The organism is Enterococcus sp. DIV1206, from assembly GCF_051712485.1.
Lineage (GTDB): Bacteria > Bacillota > Bacilli > Lactobacillales > Enterococcaceae > Enterococcus > Enterococcus faecalis.
On sequence record NZ_JBIOOZ010000001.1, the window covers coordinates 1 to 18,955 of the forward strand.

15 protein-coding genes are annotated in these 18,955 nt (G+C 37.9%); 14 read left to right on the plus strand and 1 reads right to left on the minus strand.

The window, feature by feature from the left end:
• The 14 genes from dnaA (at position 1) to IGK86_RS00070 (ending at position 17,275) form a co-directional block, all read left to right on the plus strand.
• On the plus strand, positions 1-1,344 hold the full coding sequence (gene dnaA / locus IGK86_RS00005) for a chromosomal replication initiator protein DnaA (RefSeq protein WP_010707915.1): 1,344 nt from the start codon (positions 1-3) through the stop codon (positions 1,342-1,344).
• A gap of 201 nt (positions 1,345-1,545) precedes the next feature.
• Complete coding sequence (gene dnaN, locus IGK86_RS00010) at positions 1,546-2,676, plus strand: DNA polymerase III subunit beta (protein WP_002356014.1); 1,131 nt, start codon at positions 1,546-1,548, stop codon at positions 2,674-2,676.
• 580 nt (positions 2,677-3,256) lie between these two features.
• Positions 3,257-3,502, plus strand: coding sequence for a S4 domain-containing protein YaaA (gene yaaA, locus IGK86_RS00015; RefSeq protein ID WP_002356015.1), 246 nt, complete (start codon positions 3,257-3,259; stop codon positions 3,500-3,502).
• Positions 3,489-4,616, plus strand: coding sequence for a DNA replication/repair protein RecF (recF, locus tag IGK86_RS00020; protein ID WP_002356016.1), 1,128 nt, complete (start codon positions 3,489-3,491; stop codon positions 4,614-4,616). The genes yaaA and recF overlap by 14 nt, the downstream gene beginning before the upstream one ends.
• Positions 4,613-6,562 (plus strand): DNA topoisomerase (ATP-hydrolyzing) subunit B, encoded by a 1,950-nt coding sequence (gyrB, locus tag IGK86_RS00025; RefSeq protein WP_002359210.1) that lies wholly within the window; start codon positions 4,613-4,615, stop codon positions 6,560-6,562. The genes recF and gyrB overlap by 4 nt, the downstream gene beginning before the upstream one ends.
• A gap of 55 nt (positions 6,563-6,617) precedes the next feature.
• Positions 6,618-9,119 carry a DNA gyrase subunit A gene (gene gyrA / locus IGK86_RS00030; RefSeq protein WP_002361457.1) on the plus strand — a complete coding sequence of 834 codons (2,502 nt, stop codon included), beginning with the start codon at positions 6,618-6,620 and terminating at the stop codon, positions 9,117-9,119.
• Positions 9,120-9,293: 174 nt separating this feature from the next.
• Positions 9,294-9,596 carry a 30S ribosomal protein S6 gene (gene rpsF, locus IGK86_RS00035; protein ID WP_002356019.1) on the plus strand — a complete coding sequence of 101 codons (303 nt, stop codon included), beginning with the start codon at positions 9,294-9,296 and terminating at the stop codon, positions 9,594-9,596.
• 44 nt (positions 9,597-9,640) lie between these two features.
• Positions 9,641-10,207 carry a single-stranded DNA-binding protein gene (gene ssb, locus IGK86_RS00040; RefSeq protein ID WP_002364599.1) on the plus strand — a complete coding sequence of 189 codons (567 nt, stop codon included), beginning with the start codon at positions 9,641-9,643 and terminating at the stop codon, positions 10,205-10,207.
• 25 nt (positions 10,208-10,232) lie between these two features.
• Complete coding sequence (gene rpsR, locus IGK86_RS00045; RefSeq protein ID WP_002356021.1) at positions 10,233-10,472, plus strand: 30S ribosomal protein S18; 240 nt, start codon at positions 10,233-10,235, stop codon at positions 10,470-10,472.
• Positions 10,473-10,628: 156 nt separating this feature from the next.
• On the plus strand, positions 10,629-12,653 hold the full coding sequence (locus IGK86_RS00050; protein ID WP_002364597.1) for a DHH family phosphoesterase: 2,025 nt from the start codon (positions 10,629-10,631) through the stop codon (positions 12,651-12,653).
• 5 nt (positions 12,654-12,658) lie between these two features.
• Positions 12,659-13,111 (plus strand): 50S ribosomal protein L9, encoded by a 453-nt coding sequence (rplI, locus tag IGK86_RS00055; protein ID WP_002356023.1) that lies wholly within the window; start codon positions 12,659-12,661, stop codon positions 13,109-13,111.
• A 273-nt stretch (positions 13,112-13,384) separates the two neighbouring features.
• The gene (gene dnaB, locus IGK86_RS00060) at positions 13,385-14,752 is read left to right on the plus strand and encodes a replicative DNA helicase (RefSeq protein WP_002381331.1); all 1,368 of its coding nucleotides are present in this window, start codon (positions 13,385-13,387) and stop codon (positions 14,750-14,752) included.
• 236 nt (positions 14,753-14,988) lie between these two features.
• Positions 14,989-16,281, plus strand: a complete 1,293-nt coding sequence (locus tag IGK86_RS00065) for an adenylosuccinate synthase (RefSeq protein WP_002359213.1) — start codon at positions 14,989-14,991, stop codon at positions 16,279-16,281.
• 124 nt (positions 16,282-16,405) lie between these two features.
• Positions 16,406-17,275, plus strand: a complete 870-nt coding sequence (locus tag IGK86_RS00070) for a DegV family protein (RefSeq protein ID WP_002359214.1) — start codon at positions 16,406-16,408, stop codon at positions 17,273-17,275.
• A gap of 39 nt (positions 17,276-17,314) precedes the next feature.
• On the opposite strand, the gene IGK86_RS00075 is transcribed toward IGK86_RS00070, so the two are convergent.
• Positions 17,315-18,946 carry an ABC-F family ATP-binding cassette domain-containing protein gene (locus tag IGK86_RS00075; protein WP_002359215.1) on the minus strand — a complete coding sequence of 544 codons (1,632 nt, stop codon included), beginning with the start codon at positions 18,944-18,946 and terminating at the stop codon, positions 17,315-17,317.
• Positions 18,947-18,955 lie beyond the last annotated feature (9 nt).

The following is an 18,955-nucleotide window of genomic DNA, read 5'->3' on the forward strand; positions in this document are numbered from 1 at the left end:
ATGCCCGACGTGGAAAGTTTTTGGCATAGCCTTGAAGAAGCCTATCAAGCGATTTTGTCGGCGCCAAGTTTTGATGCTTGGATTAAAACCACACGCCCTTTGAAATTAGACAACAATCAATTGTGGCTAGAAGTCCCTTCTGCAGTTCATCGTGATTACTGGGAAAAAAATCTTTCGGCAAAAATTGTCGAAACTGGATTTAAATTGACCGGTGCAGAAGTGATGCCCCATTTTGTTGTTGCCGATGAAAAAGACGCAGCACTGGCACAAGAACTCGAAGAACCTGCCGAAGAAGAAATTGTTTTTAGTGAACAAAGTAAAAAAGCGATGCTTAATCCTAAGTACACTTTCGACACCTTCGTTATTGGTAAAGGAAACCAAATGGCTCACGCTGCAGCGCTTGTTGTTGCGGAGGATCCGGGTTCGATTTACAATCCCCTTTTCTTCTATGGTGGTGTAGGGTTAGGGAAAACCCATTTGATGCATGCCATTGGTCATCAAATGTTAGTGAATCAACCAGATGCCAAAGTCAAATATGTTAGTAGCGAAACGTTTACGAATGAATTTATCAACTCAATTCAAACAAAGACATCCGAACAATTTCGGAAAGAATATCGCAATGTTGACTTATTATTAGTCGATGATATTCAATTTTTGGCGGAAAAAGAAGCAACATTGGAAGAATTTTTCCATACCTTTAACGATCTTTACAATGAAAATAAACAAATTGTTTTAACAAGTGATCGCCCGCCGAATGATATTCCAAAATTACCTGAACGATTAGTTTCTCGCTTTGCTTGGGGTTTGTCTGTCGATATCACTCCGCCTGATTTAGAAACACGGATTGCAATTTTGCGCAAAAAAGCAGATGCCGAGCGTTTAGAAATTCCGGATGATACACTAAGTTATATCGCTGGTCAAATTGATTCCAACATCCGTGAATTAGAGGGTGCTTTGGTCCGCGTTCAAGCCTTTGCAACTATTAATGGAGAAGATATTACCACTAGTTTAGCGGCGGACGCCTTGAAATCTCTAAAATCAGTTGGTAGTAAAAATCAATTGTCCATCTTACAAATTCAAGAAGAAGTATCCAAATATTATCATGTGCCTCTTAAAGATTTAAAAGGGAAAAAACGGGTGAAAACAATTGTAGTTCCTCGTCAAATCTCAATGTATCTTGCTAGAGAAATGACCGACAATTCCTTGCCAAAAATTGGTGCCGAATTTGGCGGCAAAGATCATACAACGGTAATTCATGCGCACGAAAAGATTCAGCAATTATTGGAAAAAGATCCAGCGATTCAAAAAGAAGTCAGTGAAATTAAAAATTTATTGAACTCTTAGGATGTGGAAAACTAAACAAAAAAGAATAAAGTTATCCACAACTTATACACAAGTGGATAACTTAGTAAAATCAATGCTCTTTTGACTTTTCCACAGAATCAACATGCCCTATTACTTTTATTATTTATTTATATATAATATACAAAACAGTGGCGTACAAAATTAGAACGTATTGAAAATACTTAAAAAGGAGTTTACATTATGAAATTAACGGTCAAACGAAGTGTCTTTTTACAAGAATTACAAACTGTTCAACGAGCAATTTCTTCTAAAACAACGATTCCAATCTTAACGGGTGTTAAAATTGTGTTATCAGAAGATGGCTTATCACTTACTGGGAGTAACGCGGATATTTCAATTGAAAGTTTTTTAAGTAAAGATGATGAAAAAGCTCAAATGACGATTGAACGCACAGGTAGCATCGTTTTACAATCTCGTTTCTTTGGCGAAATTATTCGTAAATTACCAGAAGATATGTTCACAATGGAAGTTCTAGATAACAATCAAGTTGCAATTACTTCAGGAAAAGCTGATTTTACGGTCAATGGATTAGATGCTGACAATTATCCGCACTTACCAGTAATTGATACTCAAAACCAAATGAAATTACCTGTTCATTTATTGACAAAAATTATTAGTGAAACAGGTTTTGCTGTCTCGATGCACGAAAGTCGTCCAATTTTAACTGGGGTTCACTTTATTTTAGAAAATCAAAAATTACTTGCCGTTGCGACAGATTCACATCGTTTAAGTCAACGTGTGATCCCGACAGAACAAGCAGTAGAAGACTTTAACATTGTAATTCCAGGAAAAAGTTTAACTGAACTTTCTCGTTCATTAACCAATGAAGAAGAAATGGTTGAAATCAGCATTATGGAAAATCAAGTGCTATTTAAAACAGAAACAATGTACTTCTATTCTCGTTTGTTAGAAGGAAATTATCCTGATACCAACCGTTTAATTCCAACTAGCCATAACACGCAAATTGAATTTTATGTACCAGAACTGCTTTCAGCAATCGAACGTGCCTCTTTACTTTCTCATGAAGGACGTAACAATATTGTTCGCCTTTCAATTTCACCAGATTCTGTTGTTTTATATGGAAATTCACCTGAAATTGGAAAAGTCGAAGAAGCGTTAAACTATGAAAATGTTTCTGGTGAAGCGTTGGATATTTCTTTCAACCCAGATTATATGAAAGATGCATTGCGAGCGTTTGGCGATATGAATATTACCGTGAAATTCCTTTCTCCAATTCGTCCGTTTACATTGGAGCCAACCGAAACAGAACTAGATTTCATTCAACTAATTACACCGGTTCGTACAAATTAATCATGTTTAAAAAAGACCTTCGGAAAATCACTATGATCGCCGAAGGTTCTTTTTTGTCGTCTGTTTAAAGCCGATAAACGCTGCTAGATAAGCTTTTTAAAACTAGAATAGCTTTTACGCTAATATGATTGTGAATATTTGAACTATCGTTTGACGAATAAATTCTGCCTTTTTTTTTCGTGGATAAAGAAAAAAGCCCTTTAATTTTTCGTTTAAGGGCTGTTCATTTTTTTATGAATATTTCCTAGTGAAAGAAGTTTACGTTGCTTAAAACGACGCTCAGACCTCTACAAGCTACTTTTCTTCATTGCGCGCCCTCTTCGTTTGTCTTTGAGTTACCCCTAATTGTTTTTTAGTTAAACGCTACTCGTCATTTCTGCCAAATCAGGCCCCTTTTTTCTCAAGAAAATATCAATTTCCGTTTTAAAATGCTTTTTAAGAGTTTTTTTATCCTAATAATATTTTCGGTCATTTAGAATTAAAATTGCTTAGAATGAAAATTAGACAGATAAATTTGTTTTCTCTTATGAAAAAGGGTATAATATATATGAGAACGTATTAGAAAAAAGAGGGATGCACATTGAAAAAAACGTTTGTTTTAGCAACTGAGTATATAACGCTTGGTCAGTTTCTTAAAGAAATCAACGTCATTGGTAGTGGCGGCCAAGCCAAATGGTATTTGGCAGACAATAGCGTGTTTGTTGATGGCGAGTTGGAAAATCGTCGCGGACGGAAACTTTATGCGGGCATGATGATTGAGATACCTGAAGAAGGTACTTTTTTTATGGTGAAAAACGGAAACGAGTCCGACGATGCGGCTGAATGAGCTGACACTTCAGCATTATCGTAATTATGAAACAGTCAGTTTAGATTTTCCAAAAACGTTAAATCTTTTTTTAGGCGAAAACGCCCAAGGAAAAACCAACTTGTTAGAAAGCATTTATGTTCTAGCAATGACACGAAGTCATCGAACCAGCAATGAAAAAGAATTAATTGGCTGGGAACAAGCAGCAGCTAAAATTAGCGGTGTGGTTGAAAAAAAGACAGGCACCGTGCCGTTGGAAATTTTAATTTCCAACAAAGGACGTAAAACCAAGGTTAATCACATTGAGCAAAAAAGGCTCAGTGCGTACATTGGGCAACTGAATGTTATTTTATTTGCCCCAGAAGATTTATCTTTGGTGAAAGGCTCACCTCAAGTCCGCCGGAAATTTATTGACATGGAACTCGGACAAGTGAGTCCTATTTATCTTTATGATCTTGTCCAATATCAGTCTGTTTTAAAGCAACGGAACCAATACCTAAAACAACTAGCTGAAAAGAAACAAACAGATACTGTTTATCTGGATATTTTGACAGAACAGCTAGCTGAATTTGGCGGGAAAGTTCTATACGCTCGGTTAGGTTTTCTTAAAAAATTAGAACACTGGGCAAACTTACTCCATCAAAAAATTAGTCATGGACGCGAAACGCTCACCATTGACTACGCATCAAGCATCCCAATTGACAACACGGATCTTTCCTTAGAAGCACTTCAAAATCAATTGCTCCAACAATTAATGAACAATCGTAAGCGTGAATTGTTTAAAGCGAATACTTTTTTAGGCCCTCATCGTGACGATTTGCTGTTTATTGTCAATGGTCAAAATGTTCAAACGTATGGCTCACAAGGCCAACAGCGAACGACAGCTTTAAGTATTAAATTGGCAGAGATTGATTTGATGCATTCAGAAACAGGAGAATATCCTGTGTTATTACTAGATGATGTCATGAGTGAATTAGATAATGAACGTCAAATTCACTTGTTAGAAACGATTGAAGGCAAAGTTCAAACGTTCTTAACGACAACTAGTTTAGATCACATAAAAGACAAGCTAACAGTTGAACCAGATATTTTTTATGTTCAACAAGGCAAGATAGAAAGGAATTCAGCGACATGACAGAAGAAGAAAAAAACATGAGAGAACGTGCGCAAGAATATGACGCTAGTCAGATTCAAGTTTTGGAGGGCTTAGAAGCTGTCCGGAAACGTCCTGGTATGTACATAGGTTCTACTAGTGGCGAAGGGTTACACCACTTAGTATGGGAAATCGTTGACAACTCTATCGACGAAGCCTTAGCAGGATTTGCTAAATCAATTCAAGTAATTATCGAACCAGACGATAGTATTACTGTTATCGATGATGGTCGTGGAATTCCAGTCGGGATTCAAGCCAAAACTGGTCGCCCAGCTGTGGAAACAGTGTTTACAGTGCTACATGCCGGCGGGAAATTTGGCGGTGGCGGCTATAAAGTATCAGGTGGCTTGCACGGTGTTGGTTCCTCTGTTGTTAATGCTTTATCGACCAGTTTAGATGTTCGTGTTTATAAAGATGGCAAAGTGTATTACCAAGAATATCGTCGTGGTGCGGTTGTTGATGACCTAAAAGTTATCGAAGAAACGGATCGTCACGGAACCACTGTTCACTTTATTCCAGATCCTGAAATTTTTACAGAAACAACCGTTTATGATTTTGATAAATTAGCAACACGGGTTCGTGAATTAGCCTTTTTAAATCGAGGCTTACACATTTCAATTGAAGACCGTCGTGAAGGACAAGAAGATAAAAAAGAGTATCACTATGAAGGCGGGATTAAGAGTTATGTTGAGCATTTAAATGCCAATAAAGACGTTATTTTCCCAGAGCCAATCTTCATTGAAGGAGAGCAACAAGATATTACAGTGGAAGTGTCAATGCAGTATACAGATGGCTACCACTCAAATATTTTAAGTTTTGCCAACAATATTCATACTTATGAAGGCGGAACGCATGAATCTGGTTTTAAAACTTCTTTAACACGTGTGATTAATGACTATGCACGTAAACAAAAATTGATGAAAGAAAACGATGAAAAATTAACTGGGGAAGATGTTCGTGAAGGTTTAACCGCAGTGGTTTCCATCAAACATCCCGATCCTCAATTTGAAGGACAAACGAAAACGAAATTAGGGAACTCAGAAGTACGGACCGTTACGGATCGTTTATTCTCAGAATACTTTACAAAATTCTTGATGGAAAATCCAACAGTCGGTAAACAAATTGTCGAAAAAGGTATGTTGGCCTCAAAAGCTCGTTTAGCCGCTAAAAGAGCCCGTGAAGTCACCCGTCGTAAAGGCGCGTTAGAAATTAGCAACTTGCCAGGGAAGCTGGCTGATTGCTCAAGTAAAGATCCGGAAAAATGCGAATTATTTATCGTCGAAGGAGACTCGGCCGGCGGTTCAGCAAAACAAGGACGTAGCCGTGAATTCCAAGCCATTTTACCAATTCGTGGGAAAATCTTGAATGTTGAGAAAGCCAGCATGGATAAAATTTTAGCCAATGAAGAAATTCGGTCATTATTTACAGCTATGGGAACAGGCTTCGGCGAAGATTTCGATGTTTCTAAAGCACGTTATCACAAACTAGTGATTATGACCGATGCCGATGTCGATGGTGCGCATATTCGAACGTTGTTATTAACCTTGTTCTATCGCTTCATGCGGCCAATTGTTGAAGCTGGTTATGTGTATATTGCCCAACCACCACTATATGGTGTGAAACAAGGGAAAAACATCACCTACGTTCAACCGGGCAAACATGCTGAAGAGGAACTAGCAAAAGTGTTAGAAGAATTACCTGCTTCACCAAAACCAAGTGTTCAACGTTACAAAGGGTTGGGTGAAATGGATGATCACCAACTTTGGGAAACAACAATGGACCCAGAAAAACGATTAATGGCGCGAGTGAGTGTCGATGATGCCATTGAAGCTGACCAAATTTTTGAAATGCTAATGGGCGATCGTGTGGAACCACGTCGTGCGTTTATCGAAGAAAATGCCCATTACGTGAAAAACTTGGATATTTAATGTGTCGCAACGTTGTAAGAGACGCTAGAACATATATTTAGAGGGGAAAAAATTCATGAGTGAAGAAATTAAAGAAAACATTCAAGACGTCAATCTGACCAGCGAAATGAAAGAATCTTTCATTGACTACGCAATGAGTGTTATCGTAGCCCGCGCGTTACCTGACGTTCGTGACGGTTTAAAACCTGTTCATCGCCGAATCTTATATGGAATGAACGAATTAGGGGTAACCCCTGATAAACCACACAAAAAATCAGCCCGGATTGTTGGGGATGTTATGGGTAAATATCACCCCCATGGGGACAGTGCGATTTACGAATCAATGGTGCGGATGGCACAACCTTTTAGTTATCGGGCTATGTTAGTTGACGGCCACGGAAACTTCGGTTCCGTCGATGGTGACGGCGCTGCCGCTATGCGTTATACCGAAGCACGTATGAGTAAAATTGCTTTAGAAATGCTACGAGATATTAACAAAAATACAGTCGATTTCCAAGGAAACTATGATGATTCAGAACAAGAACCAGTAGTTTTACCTGCTCGTTTTCCAAACTTACTAGTTAACGGAACAACGGGGATTGCGGTGGGGATGGCAACAAATATTCCACCACACAATTTAAGTGAAGTGATTGATGCAACAAGTTTATTGATGGACAATCCTGATGTAACGACGAATGAATTGATGGAAGTGTTACCTGGACCAGATTTTCCAACAGGCGGTTTAGTGATGGGGAAATCAGGGATTCGCCGAGCATATGAAACAGGGAAAGGTTCGATTACTGTTCGTGCAAAAGTTGAATTGACTGAAATGCCGAATGGAAAAGAACGTATTTTAGTAACTGAATTGCCTTATATGGTGAATAAAGCCAAATTAATCGAACGAATTTCTGAATTACACAGAGATAAACGAATTGAAGGAATTACTGATTTGCGGGATGAATCTTCTCGTGAAGGCATGCGGATTGTCATCGATGTTCGTCGAGATGTGAGTGCCTCTGTTGTGTTAAACAACTTGTACAAAATGACTGCCTTACAAACATCTTTTGGTTTTAACATGTTAGCCATCGAAAAAGGCGTACCGAAAATTTTAAGCTTGAAACGTATTTTAGAAAACTACGTCGAGCACCAAAAAGAAGTCATTACTCGCCGGACGATTTTTGACAAAAACAAAGCAGAAGCACGGGCGCATATTTTAGAAGGTCTACGAATTGCCTTAGATCATATCGATGAAATCATTGCCATTATCCGTGGGTCACAATCAGATGACGAAGCAAAAGCAACGTTAATTGAACGCTTTGAATTTTCAGATCGTCAAGCGCAAGCGATTTTAGATATGCGTTTACGCCGTTTAACAGGCTTAGAACGCGACAAAATTGAAAATGAATATCAAGAGCTATTGAAATTCATTGCGGACTTAGAGGACATTTTAGCCCGCCCAGAGCGCGTCATTGAAATCATTAAAACAGAGTTAAATGACGTTCGCACAAAATTTGGTGATGCACGACGCACAGAATTATTAGTAGGTGAAGTCCTAAGTCTTGAAGATGAAGATTTAATCGAAGAAGAAGAAGTCGTGATTACGTTAACCAATAACGGCTACATTAAGCGGATGGCAAACTCCGAATTCCGGGCGCAACGCCGCGGCGGACGTGGTGTCCAAGGGATGGGCGTTCACGATGATGATTTCGTGAAAAACCTAGTTTCTTGTTCAACACACGACACGTTATTATTCTTTACGAACACTGGGAAAGTTTACCGAGCAAAAGGTTACGAAATCCCTGAATACGGTAGAACAGCAAAAGGAATTCCAGTGATTAACTTACTGGGAATTGATTCTGCAGAAAAAATTCAAGCGATTATTTCTGTTGAGGGCAAAGCGGAAGCAGGTAAATACTTGTTCTTCACAACCTTAAAAGGAACCGTCAAACGGACAGCCGTAACAGCCTTTTCTAATATCCGTAGTAATGGATTAATCGCCATTAGCTTAAAAGAAGATGATGAGTTAGTTAACGTGGTAACGACTAATGGCAATCAGAAGATGATTATCGGAACACATGCAGGATACTCTGTCACATTTGATGAAAATACTGTACGTGATATGGGCCGGACAGCATCAGGCGTTCGGGGAATCCGTCTCCGCGAAAATGATTATGTGGTCGGTGCAGCGATTCTGGATGAAAACAAAGAAGTCCTAGTCATTACTGAAAATGGTTATGGTAAGCGTACAAAAGCTTCTGAATATCCAGTTAAAGGACGTGGCGGTAAAGGGATTAAGACAGCAAATATCACTGAGAAAAATGGTCCATTAGCTGGTTTAACCACGGTCAATGGGGATGAAGATATCTTATTGATTACGAACAAAGGCGTCATTATCCGCTTTAACGTTGATTCTGTTTCTCAAACAGGACGCGCAACATTAGGGGTTCGTTTAATGAGAATGGAAGATGGTGCCAAAGTGGTAACGATGGCTGTTGTAGAACCAGAAGAAGTGGAAGAAGAAATCGTTGAAGTTGTAGAAACAACAGAAAACGAAACAACATCAGAAACAGAAGAATAACATAAAAAAGTTTCGCCAACTGGCGAAACTTTTTTATTGGGGCTTTTCAAAACTATTTCTTGCTTTTGTCCATCAATTAGCATATAATTAGAGATTGTGAACTACCTTTTTAGGTATGTTCTCCTTGCTCTTAGCCAACTAAGAGCCTTGAAGTCCATAGGGAGGTGAAAATCAATGAGTCAAGATACGAAGTACGAAATCATGTACATTATTCGTCCGAACATTGATGAAGAAGCAAAAACTGCTTTAGTAGAACGTTTCGACACAATCTTAAAAGATAACGGAGCAGAAGTTATCGAATCTAAAGATTGGGAAAAACGCCGCTTAGCATATGAAATGAACGGATTCCGTGAAGGCATCTATCATATCGTTAACGTTACTTCTCCATCAACAGCTGGCGCAATCAACGAGTTTGATCGTTTAGCAAAAATCAATGACGATATTATCCGTCATATGATCGTGAAGGTAGAAGCATAATTTGTTTCACATGAAACATTTATTGACGAAAGGAGATGTTTTGAATGATTAATAACGTTGTATTAGTCGGAAGATTGACAAAAGATCCTGACTTACGTTACACCGCTAGTGGTTCAGCTGTTGCGACCTTTACACTTGCTGTAAACCGTAACTTTACGAATCAAAATGGTGACCGTGAAGCAGACTTTATCAACTGTGTGATTTGGCGTAAACCCGCAGAAACAATGGCTAATTATGCCCGTAAAGGTACATTATTAGGTGTTGTCGGAAGAATTCAAACTCGTAACTACGAGAACCAACAAGGTCAACGTGTCTACGTAACTGAAGTGGTTTGTGAAAACTTCCAATTGTTAGAATCTCGTTCTGCTTCAGAACAAAGAGGAACTGGCGGCGGTAGCTTTAATAACAACGAAAATGGTTATCAATCACAAAATCGTAGCTTTGGTAATAACAATGCCGGTTCTGGATTTAATAACAACAACAATAGTTTCAATCCATCATCTTCTCAGTCGCAAAACAATAACGGTATGCCTGATTTCGATAAAGATTCTGATCCATTTGGTGGCTCAGGTTCATCTATCGACATTTCAGATGATGATTTACCATTCTAAACGAATTTGATAGGAGGGAACAAGAATGGCACAACAAAGAAGAGGCGGACGTAAACGTCGGAAAGTCGACTATATCGCAGCAAACCACATCGAATACATCGACTATAAAGATACTGAATTGTTAAAACGATTCATTTCAGAACGTGGCAAAATTTTACCACGTCGTGTTACAGGTACTGGCGCTAAAAACCAACGTAAATTAACGATTGCTATTAAACGCGCACGTATCATGGGATTATTACCATTCGTTAGTGACGAACAATAATTTTATGACAATTTCCAGAACCAAAGAGCTTGCTCTTTGGTTCTTTTTTATCTTGACTAGTGTTTCACGTGAAACATAACAAGGTTCGCAGAATGAAGTGTTTTGTGATAAAATAAAGGATGAAATAACTAGTGAATCACCAGAGCAATATGCTCGTTGGAACAAGTCGCCTCAAAGGTCTGCAGAAAGATTGGAGGCAAAAAAATGCAAAAGAAGAGAATTCAAAAAAACGGTTTCTTAATTGTTGTGGGTCTTCTCTTAGTAGAATTTCTCCTCTATTTCTTACTAACAAATAAATGGCTGCTATTGGCGGTAATTATCGCATTAGATATCTTTCTCTTAGTGGTTATTCGGCTGTTGATTAGAGATGTAGAAATTACAAACGTAGAAAAGATTCAAGAAGCAAGTTCCATTGCTGAACAATCGTTGGATTATGTTGTAAATGAAGTACCTGTGGGAATTATTACGTATAACGGGGAAACACGCGCGGTAGAATGGCTTAATCCTTATGCTGCTTCTATTTTTAATAAAGACAATCAGCTAACGTTAACCGCTAGCCAAGTTACGTCCTATTTAGAATTAGCAGAACGAAACCAAGATATTTTTACGATTGACGAAAATACCTATCGCTTTAGCGTCAATAAAGAACAACATACAATTACTTTTGAAGATATCACTAAAGAAAGTAATTTGTATCAAGAAAAAGTCGAAATGCAAACGGCTATTGGCATTGTGTCTGTCGATAATTATGATGATGTCACCGATACAATGGATGAGAAAGAAATTTCTTATTTGAATAGTTTCATTACGACGATGGTTTCTGATTGGATGGACCAATACAAAGTTTTTTATAAGCGAATCAATGCAGAACGTTATTTTTTCATTGCCCAATGGGAAGATATTCAAAAAATGATGGACGAAAAATTTTCTATTTTGGATACGATCCGTAAGGAATCAGCTAACCATGAAGTAGCCATTACGTTAAGTATGGGGATTGCTTATGGGGGGCCAACATTAGATCAAACCGGGACCACGGCTCAAACGAACCTAGATACAGCTTTAGTTCGTGGTGGTGATCAAGTGGTTGTAAAAGAAGCCAAAGATGAAGCGAAGCCGTTATTTTTTGGTGGAAAAACGGCAGTAACGACGAAACGTTCCCAAGTACGTTCTCGCGCAATGAGCATGGCAATTAAGGGAATTATTGCGGAATCTGCTGACATCTATATTATGGGCCATCGTTATCCAGATATGGATGCGTTAGGTTCAGCATTTGGTGTTGCTCGTTTAGCTTCGTTTAATAATCGAAAAGCGTGGATTGTTTTAGACGACAATGAAATCATTCCCGATGTCAAAAGAGTGTTAGAGGCGATTAAAGAGTACCCAGAATTAGAAGAGCGCATTATTAGTCCTAAAGAGGCCATGAAGCGCAAGAAAGAAAGTAGCTTATTAGTTATGGTAGATTACCATAAACCGTCTCTATCGATCTCACAAGAGCTCTATGAGCGTTTTGATAAAGTAGTAATCATTGATCACCATCGACGAGGAGACGAATTTCCAGCAAAACCCTTGCTTTCTTATATTGAATCTTCTGCCTCTTCTGCTTCAGAATTAGTCACAGAATTGATCGAATACCAAAGTAATAGCGCAAATAAACTGCAGGCCTTTGAAGCAACCATGATGTTGGCGGGAATTGTGGTTGATACGAAAAGTTTCAATACACGAACGACGGCGCGAACATTTGATGTGGCTAGTTATTTACGAACTTGTGGAGCAGACTCATCTTTAGTACAATATCTATTAAGTTCTGATCTTACAAGCTATCTGGAAATGAACAACTTAATCTCTAAAAGCGAATATGTCACAAAAGATACCGTCGTTGTTGCCGGGAGTGAAGACAAAGAATATGATAGTGTCACAGCTGCCAAAACAGCGGACACATTACTTTCTATGGCAGGGATTAATGCAGCATTTGTCATTACCAAGCGGACGGATCAACAGATTGGCATTAGTGCTCGGAGTAATGGTTCAATTAATGTCCAAATTATTATGGAAAATTTAGGTGGTGGCGGTCACTTTACTAATGCGGCAGTACAATTATCAAACGTAACAGTAGCAGAAGTAAAAGAGCAACTACTTGATGTAATTCGTCAAAATATTAATGAAATGTATGAACAGGAGTGAAGGAAATGAAAGTCATTTTTTTACAAGACGTTAAAGGAAAAGGAAAAAAAGGGGACGTAAAAGAAGTGCCAACTGGTTACGCCCAAAACTTTTTAATTAAAAATGGTTATGCGAAAGAAGCCAATAAAGGGAGCATGAGTGCGTTAGCGGGTCAAAAGAAAGCCCAAGAAAAACATGAAGCAGAAGTTTTAGCACAAGCAAAAGAAATGCAAGCCTTTTTAGAAGATGAAAAGACTGTTGTAGAGATCAAGGCAAAAGCTGGAGAAGATAGCCGTTTATTTGGCTCAATTCCTTCAAAACAAATTGCAGAAGCCTTAAACAAACAATACAATGTAAAATTGGATAAACGCAAAATCGAATTAGCCAACCCAATTCGTTCTCTAGGTTACACTAACGTACCAGTCAAACTACATCATGAAGTTACAGCGAAAATTAAGGTTCATGTCGTAGCGGAATAATACAATCGATAAAAAAGAAGCCGATTTCTCCGGCTTCTTTTTTATGCAAAATAAATTACTCAAATTATTTTTTATAATATTTAAAAATCAAATACACAACAATTTAAATTAACGAAAGTATTATATTTTTATTAATTGCATATTTTTAAAAATTGGAAAGTGAACTAAAAGTAGAGAAATCAGCAGAGAAAAAATGTACTTTTTTTAATGAAATTGTGTTAAAATGGATAGACTAAATGAACCAGAAAGTAAGACATCGTGGGAGAGAACAAAATGAATGAATTATTGCAAGATAGGGTACCGCCACAAAATATTGAAGCGGAACAAGCCGTTTTAGGTTCTATTTTCTTAGATGCAGATGTGCTAATAGAAGCGATGGAATATGTGGAACCTAAAGATTTCTATCGTCGTAGTCATCAGTTGATTTTCCAAACGATGATGACCTTAAGCGACCGAAATGAAGCGATTGATGTGGTAACAATCAAAGATCGCCTAGAACAAGAGAATTTGTTAGAAGATGTTGGCGGACTAAGTTATCTGTCAGATTTAGCTTTAGCTGTACCGACAGCTGCCAATGTCATTTATTATGCAAAAATTGTTGAACAAAAATCGTTGCTGCGCAACTTAATCCAAACCGCTACAGAGATTGTAACTAAAGGCTTTGAGCAAGGTGAAGATGTTGAATCTATTTTGGATGATGCAGAACGAAGCATTTTAGAAGTCTCCGAAAAGCGGAATCGTAGTGGCTTTTTATCAATTTCAGATGTTCTAAATACAACTATTGCGAATATTGACCAATTATACCAAAATGATGAAGAGATTACTGGTTTACCTACAGGCTATCAAGCATTGGATAAAATGACTGCTGGCTTGCAAGCGGAAGAGCTAATCATTCTAGCGGCCCGTCCAGCGGTAGGGAAAACCGCTTTTGCATTAAATATTGCCCAAAATGTCGGCACCAAAACAGATAAAGCTGTCGCTATTTTTAGTTTAGAAATGGGGGCAGAGTCATTAGTGAACCGGATGCTTTGTGCAGAAGGATCCATTGAGGCCAGCCATTTAAGAACAGGGCAATTATCTGAAGAAGAATGGCAAAACTTAATTATTGCGATGGGTAGTTTGTCCCGTGCGAATATCTATATTGATGACACACCAGGGATTAAAATTACCGAAATTCGTGCGAAATGTCGTAAATTAGCACAAGAAAAAGGCAACTTAGGTCTAATTTTGATCGACTACCTACAATTGATTGAAGGAACTGGAAAAGAGAACCGCCAACAGGAGGTTTCTGATATTTCACGTCAATTAAAAAAATTAGCGAAAGAATTAAAAGTCCCGGTTATCGCTTTGTCACAGCTTTCTCGTGGCGTGGAACAACGTCAAGATAAACGTCCTGTGTTAAGTGATATTCGTGAATCAGGTTCCATTGAGCAAGATGCCGATATCGTTGCCTTTCTTTATCGTGATGATTACTACGATCGTGGTGAAGGAGAAGACGGCGATCATGAGCCACCAGAAGTTGACAATGTTGTAGAAGTCATCATTGAGAAAAACCGTAGTGGTGCGCGTGGAACGGTCGAATTACTTTTCATTAAAGAATATAATAAATTTTCTTCGCTTTCGCCGAGGACAGAATTTTAAAAAACGAACTCATTTTTTGAGTTCGTTTTTTTGCTTATTAAGGGATTAAAATCAGAGAGTAAAACACGAACAATATTTGTATATTTTATTATTTTACAAAAACATAACTAAAAATGTTCGTATTTTTGACAGAAACGCTTTTGATTGTGAAAGAATATTCGATTTTTACCCTTGAAAGGGACTGGTTTTACTGGTACAATGATTCAGGACAAAAAAATTATGAACGAGGTGTTCGAATGTCATCAGTAGTAGTTGTTGGAACGCAATGGGGCGACGAAGGTAAAGGAAAAATTACAGACTTTCTAAGTGAAAACGCAGAAGTGATCGCTCGTTACCAAGGCGGAGATAACGCCGGACATACCATTAAATTCGACGGCGTAACGTATAAATTACATTTAATTCCTTCAGGGATTTTCTATAAAGAAAAAATTAGTGTAATTGGTAACGGCGTAGTTGTGAATCCAAAATCTTTAGTAAAAGAATTAGCTTATTTAAAAGAAAATAATGTTGCCACTGATAATTTACGTATTTCAGATCGTGCCCATGTCATCTTGCCGTATCATATTAAATTGGATCAATTGCAAGAAGATGCGAAAGGTGAAAACAAGATTGGGACAACGATTAAAGGAATTGGCCCAGCCTACATGGATAAAGCAGCACGGGTGGGAATCCGTATCGCTGATTTATTGGATAAAGAAATTTTTGCGGAACGTTTGCAAATCAACTTAGAAGAAAAAAATCGTCAATTCGTTAAAATGTTTGATAGCGAAGCCATTGAATTTGATGATATTTTTGAAGAATACTATGAATACGGACAACAAATTAAACAATATGTTACAGATACTTCGGTTATTTTAAACGATGCATTAGATGCTGGAAAACGGGTTTTATTTGAAGGGGCACAAGGTGTCATGTTGGATATCGATCAAGGAACCTATCCATTTGTTACTTCCTCTAATCCAGTAGCTGGTGGCGTAACTATCGGTAGTGGCGTTGGTCCATCAAAAATTAATAAAGTGGTTGGTGTCTGCAAAGCGTACACTTCACGTGTCGGTGACGGCCCATTCCCAACAGAATTATTTGATGAAACAGGAGAAACCATTCGTCGTGTCGGTAAAGAATACGGAACAACAACAGGACGTCCGCGTCGTGTCGGTTGGTTTGATTCAGTAGTTATGCGTCATTCAAAACGTGTATCAGGGATTACGAACTTGTCATTAAACTCGATTGACGTGTTAAGTGGTTTAGAAACGGTGAAAATTTGTACAGCTTATGAACTTGATGGTGAATTAATTTATCATTATCCAGCAAGCTTGAAAGAATTAAGCCGCTGTAAACCAGTTTATGAAGAATTACCAGGTTGGTCTGAAGATATCACTGGTTGCAAAACTTTAGCTGATTTACCAGCTAATGCTCGTAACTATGTGCATCGGATTTCAGAATTAGTTGGTGTGCGCATTTCAACATTCTCTGTAGGTCCAGACCGTAACCAAACGAACGTTTTAGAAAGCGTTTGGGCACAAATTTAAGCAGATTTTTAAGGGAACGTAAAGGATGGCTTATGCCAGTTCAGCCTTTACGTTCTTTTTTAATTTTATATAAAAATGAAAAACTATGGTAAAATAAAAGAAAACATGAAGGGGGCAATTGTCCGTGAATTATCAATTAGTGACAGATTCTTGTTGTGACTTGCCGTATACATACTTAAAAGAAAACCAAGTACCTTTTATTAGCATGAATATTCAAATTGACGGGAAAGAATATCGCGATGATTTAGGTGAAACGTTTGATTATCAGAACTTCTTAACGGCTATTAAAAATGGAAGTATGCCCACTACCTCTCAAGTTAATGTAGGACGCTACAATGAATTTTTCCGTCCTTTTGTGGAGCAAGGGTTACCGGTGATTTATTTAGCTTTTTCATCTGGGTTAAGTGGCTCTTATCAAAGTGCGTTGCAATCAGTAGAGATGTTAAAAGAAGAATATGATAATGTAGAAATTCATATTATTGACACAAAAGCAGCTAGCTTAGGTCAAGGGATGTTAGTCCGAGAAGCCATTCGATTACAAACAGATGGTCATTCATTAGGAGAAGTTGTTGCCTATCTTGAAGAGCAAAAAATGAAACTTCACTCGTGGGTAACGGTAGATGATTTAAAACATTTAGAACGTGGCGGACGGATTTCTAAAACAGCGGCTGCACTTGGTGGCTTAATGAACATTAAACCAATTATTCGCGTGGATGCGGCAGGCAAACTAGCATCCGTTGGTAAAACTCGTGGACGAAACAAGTCCTTGCAAAAGATTGCGCAAGAAACGATTCAAGGCATTGTAGAGCCAATGAAACAAACACTATTGATTGCATATGCAGGAACGAAAGATGACGCGGAAAAAGTCAAAGAATTAATTGAAAAAGAAATAGAAGTTAATGAGATACTGATTTATCCTCTAGGACCCACCATTACTAGTCATACCGGAATAGGTTGTATTGCTGTGTTTTCTTTTGGTGAAAAAAGAAAATAAAAAATAGAGAAGTCATTTTTTAATGACTTCTCTATTTTTTTAATAATCTGAACTGAATAAAACGTCCATTTGTTTTTGAATTTCTGGGTTTTCCAAGAATTCATCATAGGTTGTTTCTGCCCGATCAATAACCCCTTTATCAGAAACAGCAATAATTCGGTTCGCTAATGTTTGGATAAATTGGTGGTCATGTGAAGCAAAAAGAATTGAACCAGTGAAAGCCATCAACCCATCATTTAACGCAGTAATTGATTCTAAGTCTAAGTGGTTCGTTGGATCATCTAAAACTAAGACATTGGCTTTGGAAAGCATTAATTTTGAAAGCATGACACGCACTTTTTCGCCTCCGGAAAGAACATTGACTGGTTTTAGTACCTCTTCACCAGAGAATAACATCCGACCTAAGAAACTACGTAAGAACGTATTGTCATCTTCTTCTTTACCAGCAAATTGACGTAACCAATCTAAAATGGTTAATGGCTCTTCAAAGTCTTTGCTGTTGTCTTTTGGTAAATAAGCTTGGCTAGTTGTAACGCCCCAACGAACAGAACCTGTATCGGGAGTAATTTCGCCCATAATCACTTTGAATAACGTAGTCGTTGTAATATCTGAGTCAGCGATGAATGCCACTTTATCATCTTTTGTTAAGTTGAACGAGATATTATCTAAGATTTTTTTGCCATCAATCGTTACAGAGACATTTTCAACTTGTAATAAGTCATTGCCGATTTCACGTTCTGGTGTAAAACCAACGAATGGATAACGACGAGAGGAAGGTTGAATGTCATCTAAGGTAATTTTATCTAACATTTTTTTACGAGACGTTGCTTGTTTTGATTTTGAGGCATTGGCGCTAAAACGAGCGATAAAGTCTTGTAATTCTTTGATTTGTTCTTCTTTTTTGGCATTAGATTGTGCTTGCAATTTTGTCGCTAGTTGGCTTGATTCCAACCAGAAATCATAGTTACCCACGTAAAGTTTGATTTTACTAAAGTCTAAATCTGCCATGTGAGTGCAGACTTTGTTTAGGAAATGACGGTCATGGGAAACCACGATAACGGTATTTTCAAAGTTGATTAAAAATTCTTCTAACCAATTGATTGAGCGGGTGTCTAAACCATTTGTCGGCTCGTCTAATAGTAAGACATCTGGTTTACCAAAAAGAGATTGAGCTAATAATACTTTGACTTTTTGACCAGCTGTTAATTCGCTCATTTTTTGATCATGTAATTCTTCTGGAATGTTTAGCCCTTGGAGTAAAACAGCTGCTTCAGGTTCTGCTTCCCAACCGTCAAGTTCAGCAAATTCGCCTTCTAGTTCTGCGGCACGAATCCCATCTTCATCTGAAAAATCTTCTTTCATATAGATAGCATCTTTTTCTTTCATTACTTCGTAAAGACGTTTATGTCCCATAATTACAGTTTCTAAAACAGTGTAGTCTTCGTAGTCAAAGTGATTTTGTTTCAGCGTTGCTAGTCGCTCATTAGGACCCATTGAAACCACGCCAGTTGTCGGTTGAATCTCACCTGATAAAATTTTAAGAAACGTTGATTTTCCTGCACCGTTTGCGCCGATTAAGCCGTAACAGTTGCCAGGAGTAAATTTAATATTCACTTCTTCAAAAAGTTTACGATCTGGAAATTGTAAACTTACATCATTAACAGTAATCAATTGTTTTCC